Origin of the sequence: Comamonas sp. (genome assembly GCF_036666375.1) — a bacterium.
Lineage (GTDB): Bacteria > Pseudomonadota > Gammaproteobacteria > Burkholderiales > Burkholderiaceae_C > Comamonas.
This window is the reverse complement of the sequence record NZ_JAVWWA010000020.1, coordinates 12,030-37,746: the sequence shown is the minus strand read 5'-3', so window position 1 is coordinate 37,746 and position 25,717 is coordinate 12,030. Positions and strand designations below refer to the sequence as shown.

25 protein-coding genes and 1 pseudogene are annotated in these 25,717 nt (G+C 68.6%); 20 read left to right on the top strand and 6 right to left on the bottom strand.

Going from position 1 to position 25,717, the window contains the following annotated elements; genetic code table 11:
- From RR928_RS07440 to RR928_RS07395, 10 genes and pseudogenes are all read left to right on the top strand, one after another.
- Window positions 1-1,182: a CaiB/BaiF CoA transferase family protein gene (locus tag RR928_RS07440; protein WP_332681999.1), complete on the top strand. Its 1,182-nt coding sequence runs from the start codon at window positions 1-3 to the stop codon at window positions 1,180-1,182.
- A gap of 24 nt (window positions 1,183-1,206) precedes the next feature.
- A complete protein-coding gene (locus RR928_RS07435; RefSeq protein ID WP_332681997.1) occupies window positions 1,207-2,193 on the top strand; it encodes a tripartite tricarboxylate transporter substrate-binding protein in 987 nt (328 codons plus the stop codon).
- Between the two features lie 287 nt (window positions 2,194-2,480).
- Window positions 2,481-2,666: pseudogene (locus tag RR928_RS07430) on the top strand (electron transfer flavoprotein subunit alpha/FixB family protein); the annotation flags it as partial.
- A 2-nt stretch (window positions 2,667-2,668) separates the two neighbouring features.
- Window positions 2,669-3,322 carry an alpha/beta hydrolase gene (locus tag RR928_RS07425; RefSeq protein WP_332547829.1) on the top strand — a complete coding sequence of 218 codons (654 nt, stop codon included), beginning with the start codon at window positions 2,669-2,671 and terminating at the stop codon, window positions 3,320-3,322.
- 12 nt (window positions 3,323-3,334) lie between these two features.
- Window positions 3,335-4,186 (top strand): HpcH/HpaI aldolase/citrate lyase family protein, encoded by an 852-nt coding sequence (locus RR928_RS07420; RefSeq protein ID WP_332681995.1) that lies wholly within the window; start codon window positions 3,335-3,337, stop codon window positions 4,184-4,186.
- 161 nt (window positions 4,187-4,347) lie between these two features.
- Window positions 4,348-4,668, top strand: a complete 321-nt coding sequence (locus RR928_RS07415; protein WP_332537260.1) for an ArsR/SmtB family transcription factor — start codon at window positions 4,348-4,350, stop codon at window positions 4,666-4,668.
- 7 nt (window positions 4,669-4,675) lie between these two features.
- Window positions 4,676-5,965, top strand: coding sequence for an arsenic transporter (locus tag RR928_RS07410; RefSeq protein WP_332681993.1), 1,290 nt, complete (start codon window positions 4,676-4,678; stop codon window positions 5,963-5,965).
- Window positions 5,966-5,976: 11 nt separating this feature from the next.
- The gene (gene arsC, locus RR928_RS07405) at window positions 5,977-6,408 is read left to right on the top strand and encodes an arsenate reductase (glutaredoxin) (protein WP_332537257.1); all 432 of its coding nucleotides are present in this window, start codon (window positions 5,977-5,979) and stop codon (window positions 6,406-6,408) included.
- On the top strand, window positions 6,395-7,111 hold the full coding sequence (gene arsH / locus RR928_RS07400) for an arsenical resistance protein ArsH (RefSeq protein WP_332681991.1): 717 nt from the start codon (window positions 6,395-6,397) through the stop codon (window positions 7,109-7,111). The genes arsC and arsH overlap by 14 nt, the downstream gene beginning before the upstream one ends.
- Before the next feature lie 4 nt (window positions 7,112-7,115).
- Entirely contained in the window at window positions 7,116-8,303 is a 1,188-nt protein-coding gene (locus RR928_RS07395; RefSeq protein WP_332681989.1) for an MFS transporter, read from the top strand.
- Here RR928_RS07395 and RR928_RS07390 read toward each other — a convergent pair.
- A complete protein-coding gene (locus RR928_RS07390; RefSeq protein ID WP_332537252.1) occupies window positions 8,300-8,938 on the bottom strand; it encodes an FMN-binding negative transcriptional regulator in 639 nt (212 codons plus the stop codon). The two genes, RR928_RS07395 and RR928_RS07390, sit on opposite strands and share 4 nt — an antisense overlap.
- Before the next feature lie 70 nt (window positions 8,939-9,008).
- Here RR928_RS07390 and pdxR point away from each other — a divergent pair, with 70 nt between their 5' ends.
- Window positions 9,009-10,496: a MocR-like pyridoxine biosynthesis transcription factor PdxR gene (pdxR, locus tag RR928_RS07385; RefSeq protein WP_332537251.1), complete on the top strand. Its 1,488-nt coding sequence runs from the start codon at window positions 9,009-9,011 to the stop codon at window positions 10,494-10,496.
- 20 nt (window positions 10,497-10,516) lie between these two features.
- On the opposite strand, the gene RR928_RS07380 is transcribed toward pdxR, so the two are convergent.
- From RR928_RS07380 to RR928_RS07365, 4 genes are all read right to left on the bottom strand, one after another.
- A complete protein-coding gene (locus RR928_RS07380) occupies window positions 10,517-12,970 on the bottom strand; it encodes a TonB-dependent siderophore receptor (RefSeq protein ID WP_332681987.1) in 2,454 nt (817 codons plus the stop codon).
- 151 nt (window positions 12,971-13,121) lie between these two features.
- Entirely contained in the window at window positions 13,122-14,123 is a 1,002-nt protein-coding gene (locus RR928_RS07375) for a FecR domain-containing protein (protein ID WP_332681985.1), read from the bottom strand.
- Between the two features lies 1 nt (window position 14,124).
- Window positions 14,125-14,652, bottom strand: a complete 528-nt coding sequence (locus RR928_RS07370) for a sigma-70 family RNA polymerase sigma factor (protein WP_332537246.1) — start codon at window positions 14,650-14,652, stop codon at window positions 14,125-14,127.
- A gap of 17 nt (window positions 14,653-14,669) precedes the next feature.
- Entirely contained in the window at window positions 14,670-15,584 is a 915-nt protein-coding gene (locus RR928_RS07365; protein ID WP_332537245.1) for a LysR family transcriptional regulator, read from the bottom strand.
- A gap of 51 nt (window positions 15,585-15,635) precedes the next feature.
- Here RR928_RS07365 and RR928_RS07360 point away from each other — a divergent pair, with 51 nt between their 5' ends.
- Window positions 15,636-16,562: a DMT family transporter gene (locus tag RR928_RS07360; RefSeq protein ID WP_332537243.1), complete on the top strand. Its 927-nt coding sequence runs from the start codon at window positions 15,636-15,638 to the stop codon at window positions 16,560-16,562.
- 20 nt (window positions 16,563-16,582) lie between these two features.
- On the opposite strand, the gene RR928_RS07355 is transcribed toward RR928_RS07360, so the two are convergent.
- Window positions 16,583-17,464 (bottom strand): LysR substrate-binding domain-containing protein, encoded by an 882-nt coding sequence (locus tag RR928_RS07355; protein ID WP_332681983.1) that lies wholly within the window; start codon window positions 17,462-17,464, stop codon window positions 16,583-16,585.
- Between the two features lie 229 nt (window positions 17,465-17,693).
- Here RR928_RS07355 and phnD point away from each other — a divergent pair, with 229 nt between their 5' ends.
- The 8 genes from phnD (at window position 17,694) to RR928_RS07315 (ending at window position 25,625) form a co-directional block, all read left to right on the top strand.
- Window positions 17,694-18,557: a phosphonate ABC transporter substrate-binding protein gene (phnD, locus tag RR928_RS07350; RefSeq protein ID WP_332547835.1), complete on the top strand. Its 864-nt coding sequence runs from the start codon at window positions 17,694-17,696 to the stop codon at window positions 18,555-18,557.
- Window positions 18,554-19,384 (top strand): phosphonate ABC transporter ATP-binding protein, encoded by an 831-nt coding sequence (gene phnC, locus RR928_RS07345; RefSeq protein ID WP_332537239.1) that lies wholly within the window; start codon window positions 18,554-18,556, stop codon window positions 19,382-19,384. The genes phnD and phnC overlap by 4 nt, the downstream gene beginning before the upstream one ends.
- The gene (gene phnE, locus RR928_RS07340; RefSeq protein ID WP_332537237.1) at window positions 19,381-20,199 is read left to right on the top strand and encodes a phosphonate ABC transporter, permease protein PhnE; all 819 of its coding nucleotides are present in this window, start codon (window positions 19,381-19,383) and stop codon (window positions 20,197-20,199) included. The genes phnC and phnE overlap by 4 nt, the downstream gene beginning before the upstream one ends.
- Window positions 20,199-21,446 carry a phosphonoacetate hydrolase gene (gene phnA / locus RR928_RS07335; protein WP_332537236.1) on the top strand — a complete coding sequence of 416 codons (1,248 nt, stop codon included), beginning with the start codon at window positions 20,199-20,201 and terminating at the stop codon, window positions 21,444-21,446. The genes phnE and phnA overlap by 1 nt, the downstream gene beginning before the upstream one ends.
- A 9-nt stretch (window positions 21,447-21,455) precedes the next feature.
- A complete protein-coding gene (gene psrA, locus RR928_RS07330; RefSeq protein ID WP_332681980.1) occupies window positions 21,456-22,556 on the top strand; it encodes an iron-containing alcohol dehydrogenase PsrA in 1,101 nt (366 codons plus the stop codon).
- The gene (phnY, locus tag RR928_RS07325; protein ID WP_332547820.1) at window positions 22,553-24,007 is read left to right on the top strand and encodes a phosphonoacetaldehyde dehydrogenase; all 1,455 of its coding nucleotides are present in this window, start codon (window positions 22,553-22,555) and stop codon (window positions 24,005-24,007) included. Before psrA ends, phnY begins: the two co-directional genes overlap by 4 nt.
- 119 nt (window positions 24,008-24,126) lie before the next feature.
- Window positions 24,127-24,636 (top strand): sigma-70 family RNA polymerase sigma factor, encoded by a 510-nt coding sequence (locus tag RR928_RS07320; protein WP_332547819.1) that lies wholly within the window; start codon window positions 24,127-24,129, stop codon window positions 24,634-24,636.
- Window positions 24,633-25,625, top strand: a complete 993-nt coding sequence (locus RR928_RS07315) for a FecR domain-containing protein (RefSeq protein WP_332681977.1) — start codon at window positions 24,633-24,635, stop codon at window positions 25,623-25,625. The genes RR928_RS07320 and RR928_RS07315 overlap by 4 nt, the downstream gene beginning before the upstream one ends.
- Window positions 25,626-25,717 lie beyond the last annotated feature (92 nt).

The following is a 25,717-nucleotide window of genomic DNA, read 5'->3' as shown; positions in this document are numbered from 1 at the left end:
ATGACCCGACCTCTGGACGGCGTGACCGTCGTCACGTTAGAACATGCGATTGCCGCGCCTTTTTGCACGCGCCAGCTGGCCGATCTGGGCGCGCGCGTCATCAAGATCGAGCGCCCCGGCACGGGCGACTTCGCGCGCGCCTACGACGAGCGCGTGCAGGGCATGGCCTCGCACTTTGTCTGGACCAACCGTTCCAAGGAAAGCCTCACGCTGGACGTCAAGCACCCGGACGCGCAGAAGGTGCTGGCCCAGCTGCTGGAAACCGCCGACGTGCTGGTGCAGAACCTCGCGCCCGGCGCGGCCGCGCGCCTGGGGCTGTCGTTCGAGGCGCTGCATGCCAGGCACCCGCGGCTGATCGTCTGCGACATCTCGGGCTATGGCGAAGACGGGCCCTACCGCGACAAGAAGGCCTATGACCTGCTGATCCAGAGCGAGTCGGGCTTTCTGTCGGTGACCGGCTCGCCCGATGAGCCCGCCAAGGCCGGCTGCTCGATTGCCGATATCGCCGCCGGAATGTACGCCTACACCAACATCCTGGCGGCACTGATGCAGCGCGGCAAGACCGGCGTCGGCAGCCACATCGATATTTCCATGCTGGAAAGCATGGTCGAGTGGATGGGCTATCCGCTGTACTACGCCTACGAGGGCGCGGCGCCGCCGCCGCGCGCCGGCGCGGCCCACGCCACCATCTATCCCTACGGGCCGTTTCCCGCGGGCGACGGCCGCAACGTGATGCTGGGGCTGCAGAACGAGCGCGAATGGGCGGCGTTTTGCACCTCGGTGCTGGAGCAGCCCGCGCTGGCGGCCGACGAGCGCTTTGCCTCGAACTCGCGCCGCGTCGCGCGGCGCGACGAACTGCGCGCGCTGATCGTCGCGGCGTTTGCGGCGCTGACCAGCGAGCAGGTGGTGCAGCGGCTGGAGGCGGCGCAGATCGCCAACGCCGCCGTCAACGAAATGCGCGATGTGTGGGCGCACCCGCAGCTGCAGGCGCGCGGGCGCTGGACCGAAGTGGCCACGCCCGCCGGGCCCATTGCCGCGCTGCTGCCGCCGGGGCGCACCGACGCCTACACGCCGCGCATGGAAGGCGTTCCCGGCCTGGGCCAGCATGCCGACGCCATTCTTCACGAACTGGGCTGGTCGCAGGACGGCATTGCCGCGCTGCGCCGCGAAGGCGCGATCTGACAAAAATATAACCAGGAGACAAAAATGACCTCATTCCCCCGCACTGTGACTTCGCTGGCCTGCCTTTCGCTGGGCCTGCTCGGCGCCGGCCTGGCCGCGGCCGATAGCTATCCCGCCAAGCCCATCACGCTGGTCGTTCCCTATTCCGCGGGCGGCCCGACCGACGTGGTGGCGCGCACGCTGGCCGCGGCCATGGGCAGGACGCTGGGCCAGACGGTGATCGTGGAGAACAAGCTGGGCGCGGGCGGCACCATTGCCGCGGCCCATACCGCGGGCGCCAAGCCCGACGGCTATACCTTTCTGATCCACCACAACGGCATGGCGACGGCGCCGGCGCTGTACCGCAAGCTCAACTACAAGCCGCTGGCCGACTTCGACTATGTGAGCCAGGTCATCGACGTGCCCATGACCGTGGTCGGCCGCAAGGATTTGCCGGCCAAGGATTTCAGGGAACTGCAGGCCTATGCCAAGGCCCAGGGCAACAAGCTCAACCTCGCGCATGCCGGCCTGGGCGCGGTATCCCATCTGTGCGGCATGCTGCTGACCCAGGCCATGGGCGTGGACCTGACGTCCGTGCCGTTCCAGGGCACGGGGCCCGCGATGAATGCGCTGCTCGGCGGCCAGGTCGACCTGCTGTGCGACCAGACCACCTCGACCACGCCGTTCATCAAGGCCAACTCCGTCAAGCTCTACGGCGTGACCACCGCCTCGCGCCTCAAATCCCTGCCGGCCACGCCGACCCTGGCCGAGCAAGGCCTGGCGGGCTTTCAGCTGGTGGTCTGGCATGGCATCTATGCGCCAAAGAACACGCCCAAGGAAGCGATAGACAAGTTCGGCACGGCGCTCAGGACCGCGCTCAAGGACCCCGAGGTCGCCAAGCGCATGGCGGATCTGGGCGCCATCATTCCCGCCGACGACAAGCTCAGCCCCCAGGGCCTGCAAACCTGGCTGGAACAGGAAACCCAGCGCTATGCGCCGGTGATCAAGGCCGCAGGCCAGTTTGCCGATTGACGAAATCGCCGCCGAGTCAGCCCTGGGTTTCAAGGAAAAGAGAGCTGCCGGCTAAGGAGCGGCCGGCTCAGGCGCGGCCGACCCCGGCATGTTCACCGAAGTCATCGCCGGCCTGCCTAAAGATAGAAGGGTGAACAGCCGGCCCCCAGCACGCGGCAGTACTGCGCTTCGACCAGCTCAGCGCGAACGGAAGGCGACGCGGTACTCCAGCCAAGCCTGCGCTAACTCCATACCGAAAGAATGGCATGACCCCTCCCGTTATTGCAGAACACGACAACGCCTCGCGCTACGCGGCCCATGATCCGCAGCGAGCCCGGACCGGAAAAATCGCCACTGCGCAACTTCATGTTGCCGCCGGCATGTCGGGCGGCATCCAGCATCTGGCGGGCATCAAGGACTCCAAGGTGATTGTGGCGATCCACAAGGAAGCCGACCTGTTCACGGCCATGCCCGAACTGAGCCGGGCGCTGTGAGCATGGCCGCGCTGGATCTGACGCGCAGCGGCGCGTGTTTTGCCGACGGCCCCGTGGGGCGCATCGAAATGCTGGTGGATGTGCCCCGGGGTGAAGCCCTGGGCCTGGCGCTGATTGCCCATCCCCAGCCTTTGCAGGGCGGCACGGCGCAGCACAAGATCGTGCAGCTGCTGGCGCGCGCGCTGGCCGATGCGGGCTGGCTCGTGGTGCGCCCGCATTTTCGCGGCGTCGCGGGCAGCGCCGGAGTCCATGACGCGGGCCTGGGCGAGACCGAGGACCTGCTGGCGCTCTACCGCCAGCTGCGCGCCGCGCGGCCCGAACTGCGCTGCGCCTTGCTGGGTTTTTCGTTTGGTGCCTTCGTGCAGGCGCGCGTGGCCAGCGCGCTGCTGGCCGCCAACGCGGCGCCGTGGCGCATCTGCCTGGCGGGCATGCCTTCGGGCGAAGTCGAAGGAGGGCGGCGCTACGACACGCCCACCGAACTGCCCGACGCGCTGGTGGTGCATGGCGAACTCGACACGCGCGTGCCGCTGGGCGCGGTGCTCGACTGGGCGCGGCCGCAGGGCCGGCCCGTGGTCGTCGTGCCCGGGGCCGACCATTTCTTCACCGGCAGGCTGCACATCCTGCGCCAGCTGGTGCTTACCCATTTATCCGTCTGAAACGGCCGACCCATGTCTTCCTCTGCATCGCTCACGCTGGCCACGGCCCGCAGTTTTCTGTTTGTCCCGGGCAACCGTCCCGAACGCTTTGAAAAAGCCATGCGCAGCGGCGCGGACGCGGTGGTGCTGGACCTGGAAGATGCCGTTGGCCTGAGCGATAAGACCGCGGCGCGCGACGCCGTGCGCCAGGCCTGGCCACGGCTCCAGGGCCTGGGCGTGCCGCTGGTGCTGCGCATGAATGCCGCCGGCCAGGCGCTGGGCGCGCAGGATCTGCGCCTGCTGGCGCAGCTCGATGGGCTTGACGGCGTGATGGTGCCCAAGGCCGAGTCGGCGCAGCAGTTGGCCCAGGTGCAGGCCGCATTGCCGGCCGTGCCGGTGCTGCCGCTGATTGAAAGCGCCGCCGGCTACGGCGCGCTGGCCGCCATTGCCGCGGCGCGCAATGTGCTGCGGCTGGTGATAGGACATATCGACTTCATGGCCGACACCGGACTGCAGTGCTCCGAGGGCGAGCCCGAACTCGCGCCCCTGCGTTTCGCCGTGGCCATGGCGACACGCGCCAACGCGCTCGCGCCCGCGATCGACGGCGTGACGGTGGCCATACATGACGACGAGCAGCTGCGCCGTGACACGCGCCAGGCGCTGCGCTACGGTTTTGGCGCCAAGCTGTGCATACATCCGCGCCAGATAGCCATCGTGCACCAGGCCATGGCCCCGGTGGCCGCCGATGTGGCCTGGGCGCAGCGCGTGCTCGAGGCCGATGCCCGGTCGGGCGGCGCGGCCGTGCAGCTCGACGGCCGCATGGTCGATCTGCCCGTGGTGCTGCAGGCGCGGCGCCTGCTGGCGCGCGCGGCCCTGGGGCGTTGATCTGCCCCGCATCAGGCGGACTTTGAGCACATTGAGCGCAGCGTGAAGAACGCGGGGGCAGATGCTCCCGCTTTTTAGCCGCTAAAGTCTTGCATGCCGCAGCCCCAGGTATTGACTGCAACTTTTCTCTAATGATTCAACAATTGTTGTATTATTGATTTATGCAAGAAGCCCAAGTCATTCGTTCTCTCGCCGCGCTGGCCCATGAAGCCCGGCTGCGCATATTCCGCGCACTGGTGGTGGCCGGCCCCGAGGGGCTGACCCCGGGCGCGCTGGCCGCGCAACTGGGCATCGCGGCCAATGCGCTGTCGTTCCATCTCAAGGAGCTGGCCCATGCCGAGCTCGTGAGCCAGGAACGCCAGGGCCGCCATGTGCTGTACCGCGCGGCGTTTCCGGCGATGAACGGCCTGCTCGACTATCTGAGCGAAAACTGCTGCCAGGGCATTCCCTGCGCTCCTGCCGAACTTTCCTGCAAAGGCTGAGCCGACCATGTTGACCGCCTTTGTGATTTTCGTCGCCACGCTGGTGCTGGTCATCTGGCAGCCGCGCGGCCTGGGCATAGGCTGGAGCGCCTCGCTGGGCGCGGCGGCGGCGCTGCTGCTGGGCGCGGTGCAGCTCTCGGACATTGCCGTGGTCTGGGGCATTGTCTGGAACGCGACCGCGACCTTTGTCGCCATCATCATCATCAGCCTGGTGCTCGACGAGGCCGGCTTCTTTGAATGGGCGGCGCTGCATGTGGCGCGCTGGGGCCGGGGCCGGGGGCCGCGGCTGTTTGCCTTCATCGTGCTGCTGGGCGCGGCGGTCTCGGCGCTGTTTGCCAACGACGGCGCGGCGCTGATTCTCACGCCCATCGTCATGGCCATGCTGCTGGCCCTGGGCTTTTCGCCCGCGGCAACGCTGGCCTTCGTCATGGCCGCGGGCTTCATTGCCGATACCGCGAGCCTGCCGCTGGTGGTCTCCAATTTGGTGAACATCGTTTCCGCCGACTTCTTCCACATCGGCTTCAACGACTATGCGGCCGTGATGCTGCCCGTCAATCTGGTCGCGGTGCTGGCCAGCCTGGGCATGCTGATGCTGTTCTTCCGACGCAGCATTCCCGCGCGCTATGAACTGGCCCAGCTCAAGCCGCCGGCCGCGGCGATTCGCGACCGGGCGACGTTTCGCGCCGGCTGGGTGGTGCTGGCGCTGCTGCTGGTCGGCATGTTCGCGCTCGAGCCGCTGGGCGTTCCGGTCAGCGCCGTGGCCGCGGTGGCGGCCGTGCTGCTGCTGCTGGTCGCGGGCCGGGGCAGGGCAATCAGCACGCGCCGGGTGATGCGCGGCGCGCCCTGGCAGATCGTGGTGTTCTCGCTGGGCATGTACCTGGTGGTCTACGGCCTGCGCAATGAAGGCCTGACCGATGAACTCGCGGCGCTGCTCGATGTCTTTGCGCAAGGCGGCGTCTGGGGCGCGGCGCTGGGCACGGGCCTGCTGTCGGCGCTGCTGTCGTCGGTGATGAACAACCTGCCGTCGGTGCTGATAGGCGCGCTGTCCATCGATGCATCCACGGCTACTGGCGTGGTCAAGGAGGCCATGGTCTACGCCAATGTCATTGGCTGCGATCTGGGCCCCAAGATCACGCCTATCGGCAGCCTGGCGACGCTGCTGTGGCTGCATGTTCTGGCGCAAAAGGGCATGAAGATCGGCTGGGGCTACTACTTCAAGGTCGGCGCCGTGCTCACGTTGCCGGTGCTGGTCGTGACCCTGGCCGCGCTGGCATTGCGTCTGAGTCTGTTCTCCTGAAAGGAATCCATATGAGCGACATCACCATCTATCACAACCCGGCCTGCGGCACTTCGCGCAATGTGCTGGCGCTGATACGCAACAGCGGCGAAGAACCGCAGGTCATCGAGTACCTGAAGACGCCGCCCGACCGTGCGACGCTTGAGCAGCTGATCGCCGCCATGGGCATTTCCGTGCGCGATCTGTTGCGGCAAAAAGGCACGCCCTATGAAGAACTGGGCCTGGGCGATGCGAAGTGGAACGATGCGCAGCTGATCGACTTCATGCTGGCCCAGCCGCTGCTGATCAACCGGCCTATCGTCGTCTCGCCGCTGGGCACGCGGCTGTGCCGGCCTTCGGAAACCGTGCTCGATATCCTGCCCCAACCGCAGCGCCAGGCGTTTGCCAAGGAAGACGGCGAAGCCGTCGTGGACGCGAAAGGACAGCGCGTTGCCAAGCCCTGATCTGCCCCAACTCGACGCCCAGGCGTTTGCCGCGCCCACGCTCGCCGATCTTCTGCCGGCCGAGCGCGCCACCCATGCGCCGCGCATCCTGCTGCTCTACGGCTCGGTGCGTGAGCGCTCCTACAGCCGGCTGCTGACCGAGGAAGCCGCGCGCCTGCTGCAGGCCATGGGCGCCGACACCCGCATCTTCGATCCGCGTGGCCTGCCGCTGCCCGACGACGCGCCCGATGACCATCCCAAGGTGAAGCAACTGCGCGCACTCGCGGTCTGGGCCGAAGGCATGGTCTGGACCTCGCCCGAACGCCATGGCGCGATGACCGGCATATTGAAGGCGCAGATCGACTGGATTCCGCTGGCCGCGGGCGCGCAGCGCCCCACGCAGGGCAAGACCCTGGCCGTGATGCAGGTCTCGGGCGGCTCGCAGTCGTTCAATGCCGTGAACCAGTTGCGCGTGCTGGGCCGCTGGATGCGCATGCTCACCATCCCCAATCAGTCCTCGGTGGCCAAGGCCTTCATGGAGTTCGATGACGCCGGGCGCATGAAACCTTCGCCTTATTACGAACGCGTGGTCGACGTGATGGAGGAGCTGGTCAAGTTCACGCTGCTCACGCGCGACTGCGCCGACTACCTCGTGGACCGTTACAGCGAACGCCGCGAAAGCGCGCAGGCGCTGTCCGAACGGGTCAACCAGCGCAGCATCTGAAGCCATGTCCGCCAGCCGCACCCAAACCACCGTGATGCTGGGTCTGGCCCAGACCCTGTCCTGGGCATCTTCGTACTACCTGCCCGCGGTGCTGGCCGCGCCCATGGCGCGCGCCGTCGGCGCGTCCTATGCGACGGTGTTTGCGGCGTTCTCGCTGGCGCTGCTGGTGTCGGCCGCGATGGGGCCGGTGGCCGGACGGCTGATCGACCGCCTTGGCGGGCGGCCGGTGCTGATTGCCAGCAATCTGGTGTTTGCCGCCGGGCTGGGCCTGCTGAGCCAGGCAACGCAGACGCACCAGGTGTTCATTGCCTGGGCGGTGATGGGCCTGGCCATGGGCAGCGGGCTGTATGAAGCGGCGTTTGCCACGGTGGTGCGGCTCTACGGCCAGGACGCGCGCCATGCCATCACCGGCATCACGCTGTTTGCGGGCTTTGCCAGCACCGTGGGCTGGCCGCTGTCGAGCTATCTCGCCAGCGCCTGGGGCTGGCGCGAGACCTGCATGGTCTGGGCGCTGCTGCATCTGCTGCTGGGACTGCCGCTGAACCTGCTGCTGCCGCGCGCCTCCCCCGTGGCTGTCATGCCCGACAGCGCCGGCGCGGCGCGCGGCGCCACAGCGGCGCCAGCGGCGCTGCGCCGCACCGCGCTGCTGATGGCCTATGTGTTTGCGGTGTCCTGGTTCATCAGCACGGCTATGGCCGCGCACCTGCCGCAGCTGCTGCAGGCCAGCGGCGCGGCCCTGGCCGTGGCGATTGGCGCGGCGGCGCTGGTCGGGCCGGCCCAGGTCGCGGGGCGCCTGGTCGAATACCGGTTTCTGCAGAACGCCCACCCGCTGCTGTCGGCGCGGCTGGCGATACTGGCCCATCCGCTCGCGGCACTGTGCCTGGGCCTGCTGGGCGCGCCCGCGGCCACTGTCTTTGCCATTGTCCACGGCCTTGGCAATGGCATTTTGACGATTGCCGTGGGCACGCTGCCGCTCAAGCTGTTTGGCGCGCGCGGCTACGGCCAGCGCCAGGGCTGGCTGATGGTGCCGGCGCGCATCGTGCAGGCGGGCTCGCCGTTTCTGTACGGCATGGCGGTGGCCCAATGGGGCACGGGCGCGCTATGGCTTTCCGCGCTGCTCGGCTTGAGCGCTTTTGCGGCGCTGTGCTGCATGCGCGTGGCGCCGGAGCCGGCGGTGCGGGTCGCGCCCTAGTTGCTGCCGGGCGCCCCCATGGCCTGGGCCAGCGCGTCGTTGCCGCGGGCGCGCAGCGCCTGCACCACGCCCGCGTGATCGCGCGCGTCCTTGTTCTGGCTGAGCTTGCGCTTGCCAACCAGCGAAGTCAGCGTGACCTCGATGCCGACAATGCGGCGCAGCAGTTCGTCAATGAACTCGGGCGCCGAATCCGCCATCTTCCAGGGCCTGGGCTCGGCGGCCTCATGGCGGCGCGTGAGCCTGCCCACCATGGCGCGCACGAAGCGCGCGTCGTCGCGCACCGTCAGCAGGCCGTGGGCATGCACCACCTCGTAGTTCCAGGTCGGCACCTGGCGGTGTGCCTCGTGCTTGCTCGGGTACCAGTTGGGCGAGACATAGCCTTCGGCGGCGCGAAACACCACCATCACGGGCAGGCCCGTGGGGCATTGCCGGGCGCTCTGCCACAGCGGGTTGGCGCGCGCCACATGGGCGCTCAGTTGCCCGCAGCTGCCGGCGGCCGGGTCGAATTCAAACGGCAGATGGTCGGCGTCCAGGCCCTGCGCGCCGTGGGTGACCAGCATGCCCAGCGGGTGCTGCGCGATGATGCGTGCCAGTTCTTCGGGGCGGGTTTCGGCAAATTGCGCGGGGATGTACATGGGGCCTCCTGATGCGCCTACTTTGGCCGTTACGCGGCACAATCACAAGATCCAGTTTCGGTGAATTTATATGGACCAGTTGCAGCCGCCCGCCAACCGCCGCAGCGGCGCCAATGGCGGCGGCCGGCGCGTCTACGACCTGCTGCGCGCGCAGATGGCCGACGGCAGCCTGGCCGTGGGCGCAAGGCTTCCTTCCACGCGCGCGCTGGCCGCGGACCTGGGCGTGGCGCGCAGCACCGTCACCGTGGCCTACGAACAGCTGGCCGCCGAAGGCTTTGTGGCCACGGCGCCGGGCCGCAGCGCGCGCGTCGCGGCGCCGCTGGCGCCAAGGGCCGAGTCGCGCGCGCCGGCCGGGCCCGGGCCGCTGCGCGCCGCGGCGCTTTCGGCCTATGGGCAGCGCCTGGCCGCATTGGAGCTGCTGACGGCCCAGACTTCGGCCACGGAGTCCGCGCCCATTGATTTCCTTTACGGCGCGGTGGCGGCGCGCGACTTTCCCACGCTGGCCTGGAAGCGCGCCTACCAGGCCGAGCTGCTGCGCCAGCGGCCCAGCCTCTACTATGGCGCGCCCGAAGGCGACCCCGATCTGCGCCAGGCGCTGCAGGGCTATCTGCGCCGCGCGCGCGGCCTGACGTGTTCGGCCGAGCAGATCCTGATCGTGCAGGGCGCGCAGCAGGCCATAGACCTGTGCGCGCGGCTGCTGCTGGACGCTGACAGCGCCTATGTCTTCGAGGATCCGGGCTATGTCATGGCGCGGCGCTGCTTCGAGGCCAGCGGCGCGCGCGGCCTGGCCGTGGGCGTGGACTCCCTGGGAATGGACACCTCCAGCCTGCCCGGCGATTCCGGGCTGCGGCTGGCCTATGTCACGCCCTCGCACCAGTTCCCGCTGGGCGGCGTGCTGCCCGTGGGCCGGCGCCAGGAACTGCTGCGCTGGGCGCGCCAGCAGGATGCGTGGATCATCGAGGACGACTACGACGGCGAGTTCCGCTACGGCCAGCGCCCGATAGACGCGCTGCAGTCCATGGACACCGATGGCCGGGTGCTCTACATCGGCACGTTTTCCAAGGCGCTGTCGCCGCAGCTGCGGCTGGCCTACATGGTGCTGCCCGAGCGCCTGGTGCCGCTGTTTCGCAAGGCCAAGCGGCTTGCCGACCGGCATGCGCCGGTGATGGAGCAGCGCGTTTTGGCGGCGCTGCTGGACAGCGGTGCCTACGAGCGCCATGTGCGGCGCATGCGCCGCGAGAACGAGCGCCGGCGCAATGCGCTGCTGGACGCGATACGGCGCCATCTGCCGGCCGACGCCAAGGTGGCGGGCAGCGCGGCCGGCCTGCATCTGGTGCTGTGGCTGCCCGCGCTGCGGCCGCGCCACGAGCCGCAGCTGATCGCCGCGGCGCGCGCCGCGGGCGTGGGCGTGTATGGCGTGTCGCCGCTGTTTGCCCGGCCGCCGGGCGCCATGGCGCCACGTCCGGCCGGGCTGATCCTCGGTTACGCCAGCCTCACGCTGGCGCAGATAGACGCGGGCATGCAGCGCCTGGCCGGCGCGCTGGCCGTCTTGGCCTGAGGCCGGCCTGGCGCGCGCTCTCAGAAATCGTACTTGGCGGTCAGCAGCAGCTTGCGCGGCGCGCCGTAGTAGATCTGCGTGCCGGCGAAATCGTAGTAGTTCTTGTCGAGCAGATTGCTGACGTTGAGCTGCAGCGACAGCTGGCGGCTCACGTCATAGCTGGCCATCAGGCTGGCAATGGTCACGCTGCCCTGGTCGCGGCGCGCGGCCACGCCGGTCGAGGTGGTGGTGGTCGCATAGGTCGCGCCGTGCCATTGCAGCCCGCCGCCGAGCTTGATCGCGCTCAAGGCGCCGGGCAAACGGTAGCTGGTGAATACATGGGCCATGTTCTGCGGGCGCTGGGGCTGCAGGCGCGAGGCGTCGGCGTTGCGCGCCAGCGCGCGCGCGAAACCGGCCGTCATCTGCCAGCCCTTGGCCAGCTCGCCCGACAGCTCGGCCTCGAAGCCCTTGCTGGTCACGCCTTTCTCGCCGCGGTAGGCCGCGTTGGCCGAGCCGCTGACGAGCGCATCGCCGTCCTGCACGCCGACATTGTCCTGGGCAATGCGGAACACCGCCAGCGAGGCATTGAGCCGGCCGCCAAAGTAGGCGGCCTTGACGCCGGCCTCATAGGCCTTGCCCATCACGGGATCGAGGTAGGCACCGTTGACGTCCTGGTAGTTCTGCGGCTTGAAGATGTTGGTGTAGCTGGCGTAGACCGAATAGGTCGGGTCCAGGTCATAGATCAGGCCCGCATAGGGCGTGAACACATCGTGCTTGCGCGTTTCGCTCAGGCTGCGGGTCTCCCAGCGGCTTTGCCGGCCGCCGACAATCAGCTTGAGATCGTCGGCCAGCGACAGACGCACGGCGCCATACACCGCACTCTGGCGCGTGCGGTCGTCGCCCAGCGGGCGGAATGCGCCCCATGCGGGCTCGGCATACGAGCCGTCCCATTCGAAAATATTGCCGACCGGACCGGTGGTGTAGCTGTAGTTGCCGTAGGTGTAGTTCGATTGGCTGCCGGTCAGCCCGACCACGGCTTCATGCGTGCGCCCGAGCAGCGCGAACGGTCCCGTGGCCTGCAGGCTGGCGCTGTTCTGTGCGAACGACTGCTGCGAATAATTGGGATAGGGGTTGATGCCGCTGCCGCCGGCATCGGGCTGGCCCAGCAGGTAGAACAGCTTGGAGGTGTAGTCGCTGTCCAGGCGGCTGGCGTTGGCCTTGAGGCTCCAGCCGTTGTCGAAGCGGTGCTCGAGCCCGACGTAGGCGGTGTTGCTGGTGGTGTTCCACTCGGTCCAGTCGGCGCCTATGCTGAAGGAGCGCGGCCAGTGGGTGGGCGAGCCATCCTTGTAGACCATGGGCAGGCCGCCCCAGGTCACGCCCGTGGGGCGCTTGGCCTGGTGCTCTATGCCGGCCCACAGCGTGGTCGCGGGCGTGAGGTCGGCTTCGACCGTGGCCAGCAGCGCGCGGTTGCGCGTGTGGTAGCGGTCCAGGTGCGAATCGTGGTCGTCGGTCATGGCCGCGACGCGCGCGCGCACGCTGCCGTCGGCATTCAAGGGCGTGGACAGATCCACGCTGCCGCGCAACTGGCTCCACGAGCCCACGCCCAGCGTGGCCGAGCCCGTGAACTCCTTGCTGCTGGCGCGCTTGCGCACCAGGTTGATGGACGCGCCGGGCTCGCCCGCGCCGGTCATCAGCCCCGTTGCCCCACGCACCACTTCAATGCGGTCGTAAAGAATGGGGTCGAGCATCGAGGTGCCGAAGAAGTCGTTGGAGGCGGCAATCGGCACGCCGTCGTATTGATAGCTGTCGATGTAGAAGCCGCGCGCGTTCAGGTCGGTGCGGTCGCTGTCGGAACTGATGGCCGTGACCCCGGTGATGTGGCGCGTGGCTTCGGCCAGCGTGGTCACGCCCTGGTCCTGCATCTGCTGGCGCGTGACGGTGCTCACGGACTGCGGCGTTTCCCGCGGCGACAGCAACAGGCCGGTGGCGGCGGCGGTGCTGCGCGCGGTGTAGCTGCCCGTGCCTTCGGTGACCGGGCTGCGGTCGGATTGGGCCGAGACGCGCACTTCCGCCAAGGCAACGCTGGCGCCGGCGGCGGCGCTGGCCGCGGGCGCGGCGCTGCGCGGCGCAGCGCGCAGCGCATAGGCGCCGCTGGCGTCACGCACCGCTTCGAGCGGCGCGCCCGCGAGCAGCGCGGCCAGGGCCTGGGGCACGGCCAGGTTGCCTTGCACCCCGGGGGTCTGCAGTCCGGCCACCAGCTCGGGGGCAAACGAAATCAGCGTGCCGGACTCGCGCCCCAGGCGGTTGAGCGCCGCGCCCAGCGGGCCGGCGGGAATCGCATAGCTGCGTGCGGCCTCGGCGGCCGCGGTCTGGGCCATGGCGGCCTGGGGCACGAGGGCGAACGCGGCGCAGGTGGTGAGGCTGGCGCACAGCAGGCGGGCGGCAATGGCCGTGGCGCGCGCTGCGGCGGGAAGTGCAAGAGGGTGGCAGTGCATGCGAAGTTGTCCGTTGATGGGTGTTTGCAGGAGCGCGCCGCGCAGTCGTTCGCGGTGCTTCTGCAGGGAATGACACGCAGGGCGGCAGGAATGGCCAGGTTTTTTCAGCGGCGCGAAAAATCACCGCGCGCCGCGCGCCATTCCACCGTCATCACCCTTGGGACGGCGCGCGCATTTCCACCGTGACCCACCAGCGCGTGCGGCTGTGGATGTGCACCGGCAACGAGCGCGTGAGCGCCTGCAGCACGCGCCCGGTGTCGGCAAGCGGGTAGCTGCCCGAGACGCGCAGCTGCGCGGCATCGGGCGCGCAGCGCAGCAGGCCGGGCCGGTGGCGCGCGAGCTCGGCAATGAAATCCGCCAGCGGCATGTCGTCGGCCACCAGCATGCCTTCGGCCCAGGCGCCCACGCCCTCGCGCAGGTCTGGCTCGCGCCGGGCAGCGGCCGCGGTGAAATGCCCCGCCTGCCCCCTGGACAGCCGCAGGGCCGGGGCGGCGGAATTGCGCGGCTGCAGCTCCACCAGGCCGTCCAGCACCGCGACATGGGTGCTGCCGTCGTGCTGGCGCACGCTGAAGCGCGTGCCTATGGCGCGCGCCGTGCCCTGGCTGCTGCGCACGCGCAGCGGGCGCGCGGCGCGCGTGGCGGGATCGGGTTGCGGGTCGGGCGCGCTGTGCACCAGGATTTCGCCGGCGCGCAGCACGATCAGGCGCTCGCTGGCCGAGTAGTGCAGGTCGACGGCCGAAGCCGTGTTGAGCCACAGCCGCGTGCCGTCGGCCAGCCTTTGCTCGCGCCGCTCGCCGGTGGCCGTCGACAGGTCGGCGCTTGCCTGCTGCCAGGCCTGGCCGGCCAGGCCGCTGTGGCGCGCGGCCAGCAGCCCGCCGGCGCCGGCCGTGAGCAGCAGCGCCAGCCGCACCGAATGGCGGCGCGCCAGGCCCGGTGCGGCCAGGGTCTGCAGCGCCAGCGGCGTGGGCAGGCCGCGCAGCTGGCCGTCGACCTGGGCAATGCGCTGCCAGGCCTGCAGATGGCGCGGGTCGGCGTCCAGCCAGGCCTGCCACTGGCGGCGCGTGCGCGTGTCGCCCGGGCTCAGCTCCAGCAGCCAGTGCACGGCGGCGCGGGCGATGTCAGGCGGGATCTGGGGCGCGTCGGTGGGCGCCATTTCAGAGCGTTTCGGCAAAGTAGCAGCGCTCGGCGGCCTGGGCCAGATGGCGGCGCACGCTGGTGCGCGAAATGCCCAGCTGCGCGGCAATCTCTTCCTGCGTGAGATCTTCCAGCCGCCAGAGCAGGAAGGCCTTGCGCGCGACCACGGGCAGCGCGCCCAGCAGCCGGTCTATGGCGACCAGCGTTTCCAGCACCATCAGCTGCGCCTCGGGCGGCGGCGCCACGGGCTCGGGCAGCGAAGCCAGGGCTTCGAGGTAGGCGCTCTCTATCTGCCGGCGCCGCAAATGGTTGGCCAGCAGGCGCTGGGCAATGGTCGTCAGATAGGCGCGCGGCTCCAGCACCTCGCCCAGCGCCAGACCCTTGGCCGTGAGCACGCGCACAAAGGTGTTTTGCGCCAGATCGGCCGCGTCCCAGGCACAGCCGAGCTTGCGCCGCAGCCTTGCGACCAGCCAGCCGTGATGGGCTGCATAAAGCGTTTGCACCGGGTCGACGGGAGTCTGAAGCGAGAGGGCAGGGCCGGCTGGCATGGCGCTATGGAATGATTTTAATGAGAATGCTTCTTATTATATGTTGGATGGGCGCCGGCTTGCACTGCGCGTGCCTGGCTTTTTGCCAGCGCCACGAACGCCTGGGCCGCGGGCGACAGCCGTTCAAAGCGCAAGGCCGCCAGGGCGGTCATGCGCAGGCGCGGGGGCTCGAAGCCGCGGTACACCACGCCCCGGGGCGCATCGGGCAGGGCCAGCCGGGCGGCAATCGCCAGCGCATGGCCGCGGGCGACAAAGCCCAGCATCGACGACAGCTGCTCGAAGCGAAACAGCGTTCGCGGCACCGCGCCCTGGGCCGTGAGGAACTGGTCGATGTGCGCGCCCGAACCGGCGGCGGTGCGAATGAAAGGCTGGCCGTGAAAGTCCCTGGCCTCGATGCGGGCCTTGCCGGCCAGCGCATGGGATTCGGGCAGCACCGCGACCAGCTCGTCCTGGGCCAGGGGCACGACTTCAAAGCGTTCGTCGGGCAGCACGACAAAGCCCAGCTCCACGCGCCGCTCGAGCAGCGACTGGATCACGGCTTCGTCGACCTGCTCGTCGATCTGCACTTCGACCAGCGGGTGCTGGCGCGCGAACTTCTCCAGCAGCGGCGGCAGCAGCTGCAGCGACGACGTGGCGCCGAACGAGGCAATGCGCAGCGTGCCGCGCGCGATGCCGCGCTCATGGTCGGCCTCCTGCTGCAGCGCTTCCTTTTGCTGCAGGATGTCGTTGGCGCGCTGCAGCAGCCGCGTGCCGACATCGGTCAGCGCCGACGCCGATCCTGCGCGGCGTATCAGGCACACGCCCAGTTCGGTTTCGAGCTGCTTGAGCGCATGGCTCACGGCGCTTTGCGTGATGCCCAGGGCGGCCGCCGCGCGCGAGAAACTGCCGACTTTGGCCAGCGCGGCAAAGACTTCGAGCTGGGTGAAAGTCATGAGTGATTGCTCATTCGACTATTGGTTGAAATGAGTGGATATTAGCGACCCATGACCTCTCCTCGTTATTCCACCCACTTTGGTTTGATTGGCATGGCCGCTCTGTGGGGCGCCTCCTGGCCCTGGGGGCGCGTCGTCGCCCAGGCCATGCCGCCGCTGGCCGCGGCCTGTCTGCGCTTCGTGTTGGCCAGCGCCGTGCTGTTGCTCTGGATGCAGCGCAGCGGCCGGCTGTCTTCCGTGGCGCGCCTGCAGCCGCGCCAGTGGCTGGGAATGGTCTGCGCCGCGGCCGCCGGCGTGCTGGGATATGCGAGCTTTTTCCTGCTGGCCCTGCAACTGGTGCCTGCGGGCCGGGCCGCGATCGTCATCACGCTGAATCCGGCGGTGACGCTGCTGTGTGCGGCGCTGCTGTTTCGCGAAGCGCTCAACTGGACCATAGGCCTGGGCGTGGCGATGGCCATTGCCGGCGCGCTGTGGGCCATCACCAGCGGCGCCTCGGACCAGGCGCTGGCCAGTCCGCTGGGCACGGGCGAACTGCTGCTGCTGGGCTGCGTTCTTTGCTGGGTGGCCTATACCTTGATAGGCCGGGTGGTGCTCACGCGCATCGATGCCCTGACCACCGTGACAGTGACGGCCGTGCTGGGCGCGGTCATGCTGCTGGCTGCGAGCCTGGTGGTCGAAGGCCCGGCCGCATGGGCCGCGCTGGTGCACGCACCGCTGGCGGTCTGGGCCTGTCTGGCGGGCCTGGCGCTGGGCTCGACGGCGCTGGCCTATGCCTGGTATTTCCAGGGCGTCAAGGACCTGGGCGCGGGCGCTGCCGCGGGCTACATGGCGCTGGTGCCGGTGTTCGGCGTGCTGTTTTCCAGCCTGTGGCTGGACGAGCCCGTGAGCTTCGCGCTGGTGGCCGGCGGCCTGCTGGCGATTTTCGGCATGGTGGTCATGCATTACGGGCGCCAGCGCGCGCTGGCGCGCGCCGCCTGAGCGGCGGGCCGGCAGGGCAATCAGACTTTCCTGGCAAACCCCGGCCGGTTCAACGCGGTATCGAAGAATGCCTTGACCATGCGCATGCTGCGGCGCTCGGCAAGGCACAGGATGTGCGCGTAGGTGAAGATCTGCGCGTCGCTGATGCCCACCAGGTGCAGGCCGGGCCCGGTCACATACTCGACCGTGGACACCGCGGCAATGCCAATGCCTTGCGACACCGCTTCGCGGATCATTTCCCGGCTGCTGATTTCCATCACGGGTTCGACCGTGATGCCGGCCTCGCCCAAGGCCAGCTCCAGCGCCTTGCGCGTGGTCGACCCCTCCTCGCGCAGGATCATGCGCTCGCCCTGCAGTTCGGCCAGCCGTATGCTGCGCCGGCGCGCAAAGCGGTGCGAGCTGGCGGTGAAGATGCCCACCGGGTGGCGGCCGAAGGGCACGGACAGAAAGCGCTCGTCCTCCACCAGCTGCGCCAGCACACCCACGTCGGCGCGGTAGTCCAGCAGCCGGTCGAGAACGTCCTGTGAATTGCCGGTGCTGACATTGACCTTGATGTCGGGGTAGTGGGCGTTGAAGTCGGCGAGCATCTGGGTCACGTGGTAGGGCCCGACGGCCGCCACGCGCAGGTGGCCGGTGCGCAGCTCGCCGGCGTCGGCCAGCAGGCTCACGGCATCGGCCTCGAGACCGAAGATCTGCTGCGCCAGCCGCATCAGCTGCTCGCCCAGCGGCGTCAGCTGCACGCGCCGCCCGCTGCGGTGAAACAGCTCGACCTTGTAGCTCTCCTCGAGAAAACGCACCTGCGTGGTGATGGTCGGCTGGCTCACATGCAGCTGCTCCGCAGCCTTGGTGAAACTGCCCATGCGGGCGACCGCGTAGAAGGAGCGAAGCTGGGTGAGTCGCATAGAAAAAAAGAATAGAAGTCGAGAAACTTTTGAATTGGTCGAATTCTTGAGCGAGTGGTTTACTTTGTCCAGAGCGGTGCAGGCGTCGACAGAACTGCCGCCCGCTCATGGATCTTCAGCATTGCACAGGTGGGACTTCGCCGGCTGAGAAATTCCAGGCCGGACGGCACTTCCCTGTCAAGGATGAAGAAATGTCATGCGTCAAGAATATGCAGGAGACAAACTCATGATGAAACGCAGAAATGTGCTGGTGGGTGCCGCCGCCGCGACCAGCGCGCTGGCCTTTCCCGCGCTGGCCCAGCAGCAGGTGCTGACCGTCGGGCTGATCCCGTCCGAAGATTCCCGCGCGATGATCGCCAACAGCCAGAAGATGATGGACATGCTGGCGGCCGCGCTGGGAATGCAGGTCAAGCCCTTTGTCGCGGCCGACTACAACGGCGTGATCGAGGCGCTGCGCTCCAAGCGCCTGGACGTCGCCTACCTCGGGCCGTTCTCCTATGTGCTGGGAGCGACGATTGCCAACATCGAGGCCTTTGCCGTGGCCGAGACCAAGAAGGCCGGGCGCACCTTCTATCACAGCCAGGTGGTGGCCCACAAGGACAGCGGCATCCGCACCGTGGCCGATCTCAAGGGCAAGACCTTTGCCTTTGTCGACCCCAGCTCGACTTCGGGCCACCTGTTTCCCAAGGCCGGTCTGATGAAGGCCGGCTTCAACACCGACAAGGATTTCGGCCGCGTCATCTTCTCGGGCTCGCACGACTCCAGCGCGATTGCCGTGCAGAACAAGAAGGTCGATGCCGCGGCCATCGCCGACCGCATTCTCGATGCGGCCATAGCCAAGGGCCTGGCCAAGCGCGAGGACCTGGTCGAGGTCTGGCGCTCCGATCCCATTCCCGAGTCGCCCACGGTGTGGCGCACCGATCTGCCGGCCGACCTGAAAAAGCGCGTGCAGGCGGCGTTCCTGCAGGTCAAGGACATCCCCTGGTCGGACCAGGGCCTGCTCAACGGCTTCTTCCCGACCAATGACGCGGCCTACAACGTCATCCGCGACACGGCCAAGCTGCTCAACCTCGACCTGAGGAAGATGAAATGATAGAGATCCGCAACCTCACCAAGCGCTACGGCGACTTCGTGGCGCTGGACGACGTCAGCCTGAGCGTGGCCAGGGGCGAGTTCGTCGTGATCCTGGGCGCCTCGGGCGCGGGCAAGTCGACCTTGCTGCGCTGCATCAACCACCTGGCCGAGCCTTCGGGCGGCGAGATCCGCGTGAATGGCGAAGTCTCGCGCGGCGACCGCGCCGGCCTGCGCCGCGTGCGGCGCAACGTGGCGATGATCTTCCAGCACTACAACGTCGTGCCGCGGCTGTCGGTGCTCAAGAACGTGCTGACCGGCCGCCTGGGCTCCATGCCTGCGGTGCTGTCGTGGTTCCAGCTGTTTCCGCGCGCCGACATCGATGTGGCCCGCGAGTGCCTGCGCCGCGTCGAGATGGAGCACAAGGCCGACGTGCGCACCGACACGCTGTCGGGCGGGCAAAAGCAGCGCGTGGGCATTGCGCGCGCCCTGGCCCAGCAGCCCAAGGTGATCCTGGCCGACGAGCCCGTGGCCAGCCTGGACCCCAAGACGTCGCGCAAGGTGCTGCGCTATCTGCAGCAGGCCAGCCGCGAGTCCGGCATCACGGTGATCTGCAACCTGCACCAGGTGGACTACGCGCGCGAGTTCGGCCAGCGCATCATCGGCGTCGCCGGCGGCCGCGTGGTCTTCGAAGGCCGGCCCGACGAACTGTCCGAGGAGGTGCTGCAGCGCATCTACCCCGGCGGCCTCGAAGGCCCGGCCACGCCCCAGGCGCCGGCGCCGGCCCTGCCCGCATCCGTTCCTGTCGCGGCCTACGCCGCGCCGCAGCTGGTATTGGAGCAATCATGATAGGCATAGGACGCTACAACCTGCTGGTCGCCAAGAGCGCCGGCAACGAGGGCTGGTGGAAGTACGCCGCCACGGCGCTGGCGCTGGTCGCCGTCTTCTGGTGGGCGGCCATAGGCAGCCAGGTCAGCCTGAGCGAGCTGGTCAAGGGCGCGCCCTGGATCAGCGACTTTCTCTCGCGCATGTTTCCGCCCAACTGGGAGTTCGCGGCCAAGCTCGTGACGCCGGCCATCGAGACCGTGCAGATCGCGCTGTGGGGCACGCTGCTGGCTTTCGTGCTGGCGGTGCCGGTGTGCTTTCTGGCGGCGCGCAACCTCTCGCCCCACCCGGCGGTGTTTCACTTCATGCGCCAGGTGCTCAACATCATGCGCGGCATCAACGAGATCATTCTCGCGCTGATCTTCGTCGCGGCCGTCGGCCTGGGGCCGTTTCCGGGCGTGCTGGCGCTGGGCCTGCATGGCGCGGGCATGCTGGGCAAGTTCTTTGCCGAGTCCATAGAGGACATAGACCAGGGGCCCATCGAGGCGCTGCGGTCCACCGGCGCCGGCCCCATCCAGACCATCATCTTCGGCGTGCTGCCGCAGGTGGTGACCGCGTGGATCGCCGTCATTCTCTACCGCTTCGAGACCAATCTGCGCCAGGCCACCGTGCTGGGCATGGTGGGCGCGGGCGGCATAGGCTTTGAACTGGTGGGCAGCATGAAGCTGTTCCAGTACCAGGACACGGCCACCTGCATTCTCGTGATCGTGGTCATGGTCATGACCGCCGATTTCATTTCCAGCAAGCTGCGCGCTTGGATACAGCAAGGAGCACGTTAATGGCCCCCGATCATTTCAAACTCAAGGTCAACGACCGCGAATACAGCAAGCCCACCCAGCCCGTGGTGGTGGTCTGCGTCGACGGCTGCGAGCCCGACTACATCACCCAGGCGATCCAGGCGGGCGTGGCACCCTTCATGGCGAAGATGCTGGCCAAGGGGACCTCGCTGGTGGGCGACTGCGTGGTGCCCAGCTTCACCAATCCCAACAACCTGTCCATCGTCACCGGCGCGCCGCCTGCGGTGCACGGCATCTGCGGCAACTACTTCCTCGACACGGCGCTGGGCAAGGAAGTGATGATGAACGACCCCGCGTATCTGCGCGCCGAGACGCTGCTGGCCGCGTTCTCGCGCGCCGGCGCCAACGTGGCGGTGGTGACCGCCAAGGACAAGCTGCGCACCCTGCTGGGCCACCAGCTCGAAGGCGGCATCTGCTTTTCCGCCGAGAAGGCCGACAAGGCCACGCTGGCCGACAGTGGCATAGACAAGGTGCTGGAACTGGTGGGCAAGCCCGTGCCCTCGGTCTACAGCGCCGACCTGAGCGAGTTCGTGTTCGCTGCCGGCGTCAAGCTGATGGAGACCCGCCGGCCCGATCTGATGTATCTGTCGACCACCGATTACGTACAGCACAAGTGCGCGCCGGGCACGCCGGGCGCCAACGATTTCTACGCCATGATGGACGGCTACCTGGCCCAGCTGGACGCGCTGGGCGCGGTCATCGCCCTGACGGCCGACCATGGCATGAGCCCCAAGACCGACGCCGCGGGCCGCCCGCGCATCGTCTTCCTGCAGGAAGTGCTGGACGCCACGGCCGGCGCCGAAGGCAGCCGCGTGATCCTTCCTATCACCGACCCCTACGTGGTGCACCACGGCGCGCTGGGCTCGTTTGCCACCGTCTACCTGGCACCCGGCACGGATGCCCAGGCCATTGCGCGCGATCTGCAGACGCATGACGGCATCGAGGCGGTGCTCACGCGCGCCCAGGCGGCCGAGCGCTTCGAGCTGCCGCCCGATCGCATCGGCGACCTGGTGGTGGTGTCCGACCACCTCACGGTGCTGGGCACGCGCTCCGCCGAGCACGACCTCAGCGGCCTCACCGTGCCCCTGCGCTCGCATGGCGGGCTGTCCGAGCAGAAGGTGCCGCTGCTGTTCAACCGCAAGCTGCAGGGCCTGGCGCCCGGACGCAGATTGCGCAACTTCGACATCTTCGATCTGGCGCTGAACCACGCGGTGCTCGCCACAGCCTAGAAGCCCACCATGACCGCAAACTACTACAACCCCGTGCAAAGCGTGTACGGGGCGGGGGGACTGCTGTCCCTGCCGAAACTGCTGGGTGGGCGCCGCGCGGCGCTGGTCACCTTCCCGGAAGCGCGCGCGCTGGGCCTGCTGGCCCGGCTCGAAGAGGTGCTGGGCGCGCAGCTGGCCTGCGTGATCGACCAGGTGCAACCCAATCCCGACGTGGCCGAACTGGCCCGCACCTACGAGGATTTCTGGCGCGCGCACGCGCAGGTCGAGGTGATTGTCGCCGTCGGCGGCGGCAGCGCCATCGACACCGCCAAGGCCTTGATGGTGGCCGACGACAGCGGGCAGTTCGGCGCGCTGATCGCCGGGCTGGCCGGCGAGCGGGTGTTCACGCCCACGCGCTGCAAGACGCTGATTGCCGTGCCGACCACGGCCGGCACCGGCAGCGAAGTCACGCCCTGGGCAACGATCTGGGACCGCCAGCGGCAAAAGAAGTACTCGCTGCATCTGCCCCAGACCTGGCCCAGCGTGGCGCTGATCGACCCCGAGCTGATGCTGTCGCTGCCGCCCGCGGTGACGCTGCAAAGCGGGCTGGACGCGCTGTCGCATGCGCTCGAAGCCATCTGGAACGTCAACGCCAACGCGGTGTCCGACGCGCTCGCGGTGTCGGCGGTCAACGACATTCTTTCCGTGCTGCCGCGGCTGATGCGCGACCTGGACCGGGTGCAGCTGCGCGGGCGCATGGCGCTGGCCGCGCTCAAGGCCGGCATGGCGTTTTCCAACACCAAGACCGCGCTGGCGCATTCGATCTCCTACGAGATGACCTTGCGCTACGGCCTGCCGCACGGCATTGCCTGTTCGTTCTCGCTGCCCATGGTGTTGGAGCGGGCCATGGGCCGCAGCGCCGAGCGCGACGCGGTGCTGGGCCAGGCGCTGGGCCTGCCGCTGGCCGAGGCGCCGGCGCGCCTGGCGCAGTTCATCGAGGGCCTGGGCGTGAAGACGCGCTTCAGCGACTACGGCGTGGGCGAGCAGGAGGCCAGGCAGATGGTGCTGCAGGCCCAGGGCGGGGCGCGCGGGCGCAACTTCATTGGCCTCACCGAGGAGACTCTGACATGAACGTACGCATCCCTCTGCGCGACAGCGCGCATTTCCGCAGCGAGGCGCTGCGCATCGCCGGCGAGCGCGTCGCCTGCGAGCGCCACCTGGACATCATCAATCCCTATTCGCGCGAGCGTGTCGGCATGGTGGCGCTGGCGACACTGGACGACGTGCGCCGCGCCTACCGCATTGCCAACGCCTACCAGGCCAGGCTCACGCGCTACGAGCGCTCGAGCATCCTGCAAAAGGCCGCGGCGCTGCTGCGCGCCCGCGCCGACCAGGCCTCGACGCTGATCACGCTGGAGTCGGGCCTGTGCCGCAAGGACTCGATGTACGAGATCGGCCGCGTGGCCGACGTGCTGGTGTTCGGCGCCAACGAGGCCTTGCGCGACGACGGCCAGGTGTTCTCCTGCGATCTCACGCCGCATGGCAAGAAGCGCAAGGTGATCACCACGCGCGAGCCGCTGCAGGGCGTGATCAGCGCCATCACGCCGTTCAACCACCCGATGAACCAGGTCGCGCACAAGGTGGTGCCCAGCATCGCCACCAACAACCGCATGGTGCTCAAGCCTTCGGAGAAGGTGCCGCTGTCGGCCTACTTCCTGGCCGACATCCTCTACGAGGCGGGCCTGCCGCCCGAGATGTTCCAGGTGATCACCGGCGACCCGCGCGAGATCGCCGACGAAATGCTGACCAACGCGCATGTCGACCTGATCACCTTCACCGGCGGCGTGCCCATAGGCAAGTACATCGCGTCCAAGGCCGGCTACCGGCGCATCGTGCTGGAACTCGGCGGCAACGACCCGCTGATCGTGATGGACGACGCCGACCTCGACAAGGCCTCCGATCTCGCGGTGCAGGGCTCGTACAAGAACTCGGGCCAGCGCTGCACAGCCGTCAAGCGCATGCTGGTGCAGGAGTCGGTGGCGGCGCAGTTCACCGAGCTGGTGGTGGAGAAGACGCGCCGCTGGAAGCATGGCGACCCGATGGACGAGAGCATGGACATGGGCACGGTGATCGACGCCCAGGCCGCGGCGCGCTTCGAGGAGCTGGTGAACCAGGCCGTGGCCCAGGGCGCGCGGCTGCTGACCGGCAACCAGCGCGAGGGCGCGCAGTATGCGCCTACGGTGATCGACCAGGTGCGCCCCGAGATGACCGTGGTGCGCGAGGAAACCTTCGGGCCGGTCTCGCCCATCATCCGCTTTCGCGACATCGACGAGGCCATCGCCATCTCGAACGGCACGGCCTACGGCCTGTCCTCGGGCATCTGCACCAACCGCATGGACCATGTGACGCGCTTTGCCCAAGAGCTCAAGGTGGGCACGGTGAACCTGTGGGAAGTGCCGGGCTACCGCATCGAGCTCACGCCCTTCGGCGGCATCAAGGACTCCGGCCTGGGCTACAAGGAGGGCGTGCAGGAGGCCATGAAGTCGTTTTGCAACGGCAAGACGTTTACCTTGCCCTGGTAAGAAGCGGCAAGGAGGGAGGGGCGAGCGGGCCGGGCGGGGCGCGGTGAATGACAGGATAGAATGGGAACGATTATCATTCATGTCGTCGGGCCTGTCGCCCTTTCCTGCGGAAACATTGCATGCCCGTCACCGTGGACGCCGCCCACCGCGAAGTCGCGGGTCTCTATAACGAACACCACCGCTGGCTCAGCGCCTGGCTGCGCAAGCGCCTGGGCGACGCCCACCAGGCCGCGGATATCGCCCACGATATCTTCGTGCGCCTGCTGGCGCGCGAGGAGCCGGTGCAGGCACGCGAGCCGCGCGCCTTTCTGACCACGGTGGCGCAGCGCGCGCTGTTCAGCCACTACCGCCGCCAGCAGCTCGAGCGCGCCTACCTCGAGGCGCTGGCGCATTGCGCGCCGCAGCTTGCGGCCTCGCCCGAGGAGCGCGCCATCCTGCTGGAAACGCTGGTGGAAATCGATCGCATGCTGGACGGCCTGCCGGCCGTGGTGCGCAAGGCCTTTTTGCTGAGCCAGCTCGACGGCCTCAAGCAGGCCGAGATCGCGCAGGAACTGGGCATCTCGCTGGCCAGCGTCAAGCGCCACCTGGTCAAGGCCGGAATGCACTGCATTTTTGCCGTCGCGCCATGACCCAGGCGGTGCACGACATTCCCGCGCATGTGGCGCGCCGCGCCGTCGAGTGGATGCTGGAGCTGCAGTCCGCGCCGGCCACGCCCGCGCTGCGCCAGGCCTGGAGCGACTGGCGCGCCGCCCACCCGGCGCATGAAGCCGCATGGCAGCGCGTGGAAAGCGTGCGCAGCCGGTTTGGCGGCCTGGCGGGCGTTTCGGGCGCCGCGGCCGTGGCGCATGCGACGCTGTCCGCACGGTCGCGTGCGCGCCGGCGCAGCGTCCAGGCGCTGGCCGTGCTGCTGCTGGCCGGCGGCGCGGCCTATACCGTGGAGCAGCGCACGCCCTGGCGCCAATGGGCCGCCGACCACCGCACGCGCGCGGGCGAGCAGCGGCGCATCGTGCTGGCCGACGGCAGCGCGCTGGTGCTCAACACCGATACCGCGATCAACGTGCGCTTTGCCGCGGGCGAGCGCCGCATCGTGCTGCTGCGCGGCGAGATCTTCGTGGCGACGGCCAAGGACCCGGGCCGGCGCTTTCTGGTCGAGATGCCCCAGGGCCTGGCCCAGGCGCTGGGCACGCAGTTCAGCGTGCACTCCGAAGCGCAGCGCGCCGTGGTGCGGGTGTTCGAGGGCGCGGTGGAAATCACGCCGGCCCAGGCGGGATCGCCGGCGCTGGTGCTGCGCGCCGGGCAGGGTGCGGACCTGAGCGCGCAATCCGTGAGCAGCCCCCGGCCCGTGGGCGATGCCGACCGGTCGTGGGTGCACGGCACGCTGATTGCCAAGAGCATGCGGCTGGCCGATCTGCTGGCCCAGCTCAGCCGCTACAGCCCGCACCCGCTGGTGTGCAGCGACGCCGTGGCCGAGCTGCGCGTTTCGGGCGCCTACCCGGTGGCGCAGATTCCGCTGATCCTGGAGTCGCTGAGCGCCACGCTGCAGCTGCAGATCGAGACCCAGACGCGTTTCTGGGGCCGGCAGGTGGTGCAGGTGCGGCTGGCGCCGCGCGGCGCATAGAAAAAATTCGCGCCGGCCTGAGCTGTTTTCCAAAGTCGTGCGACAGGTAGGAGGAGAGCAGAAATCTTGCTGCTCCGCATCGCATACAAGGA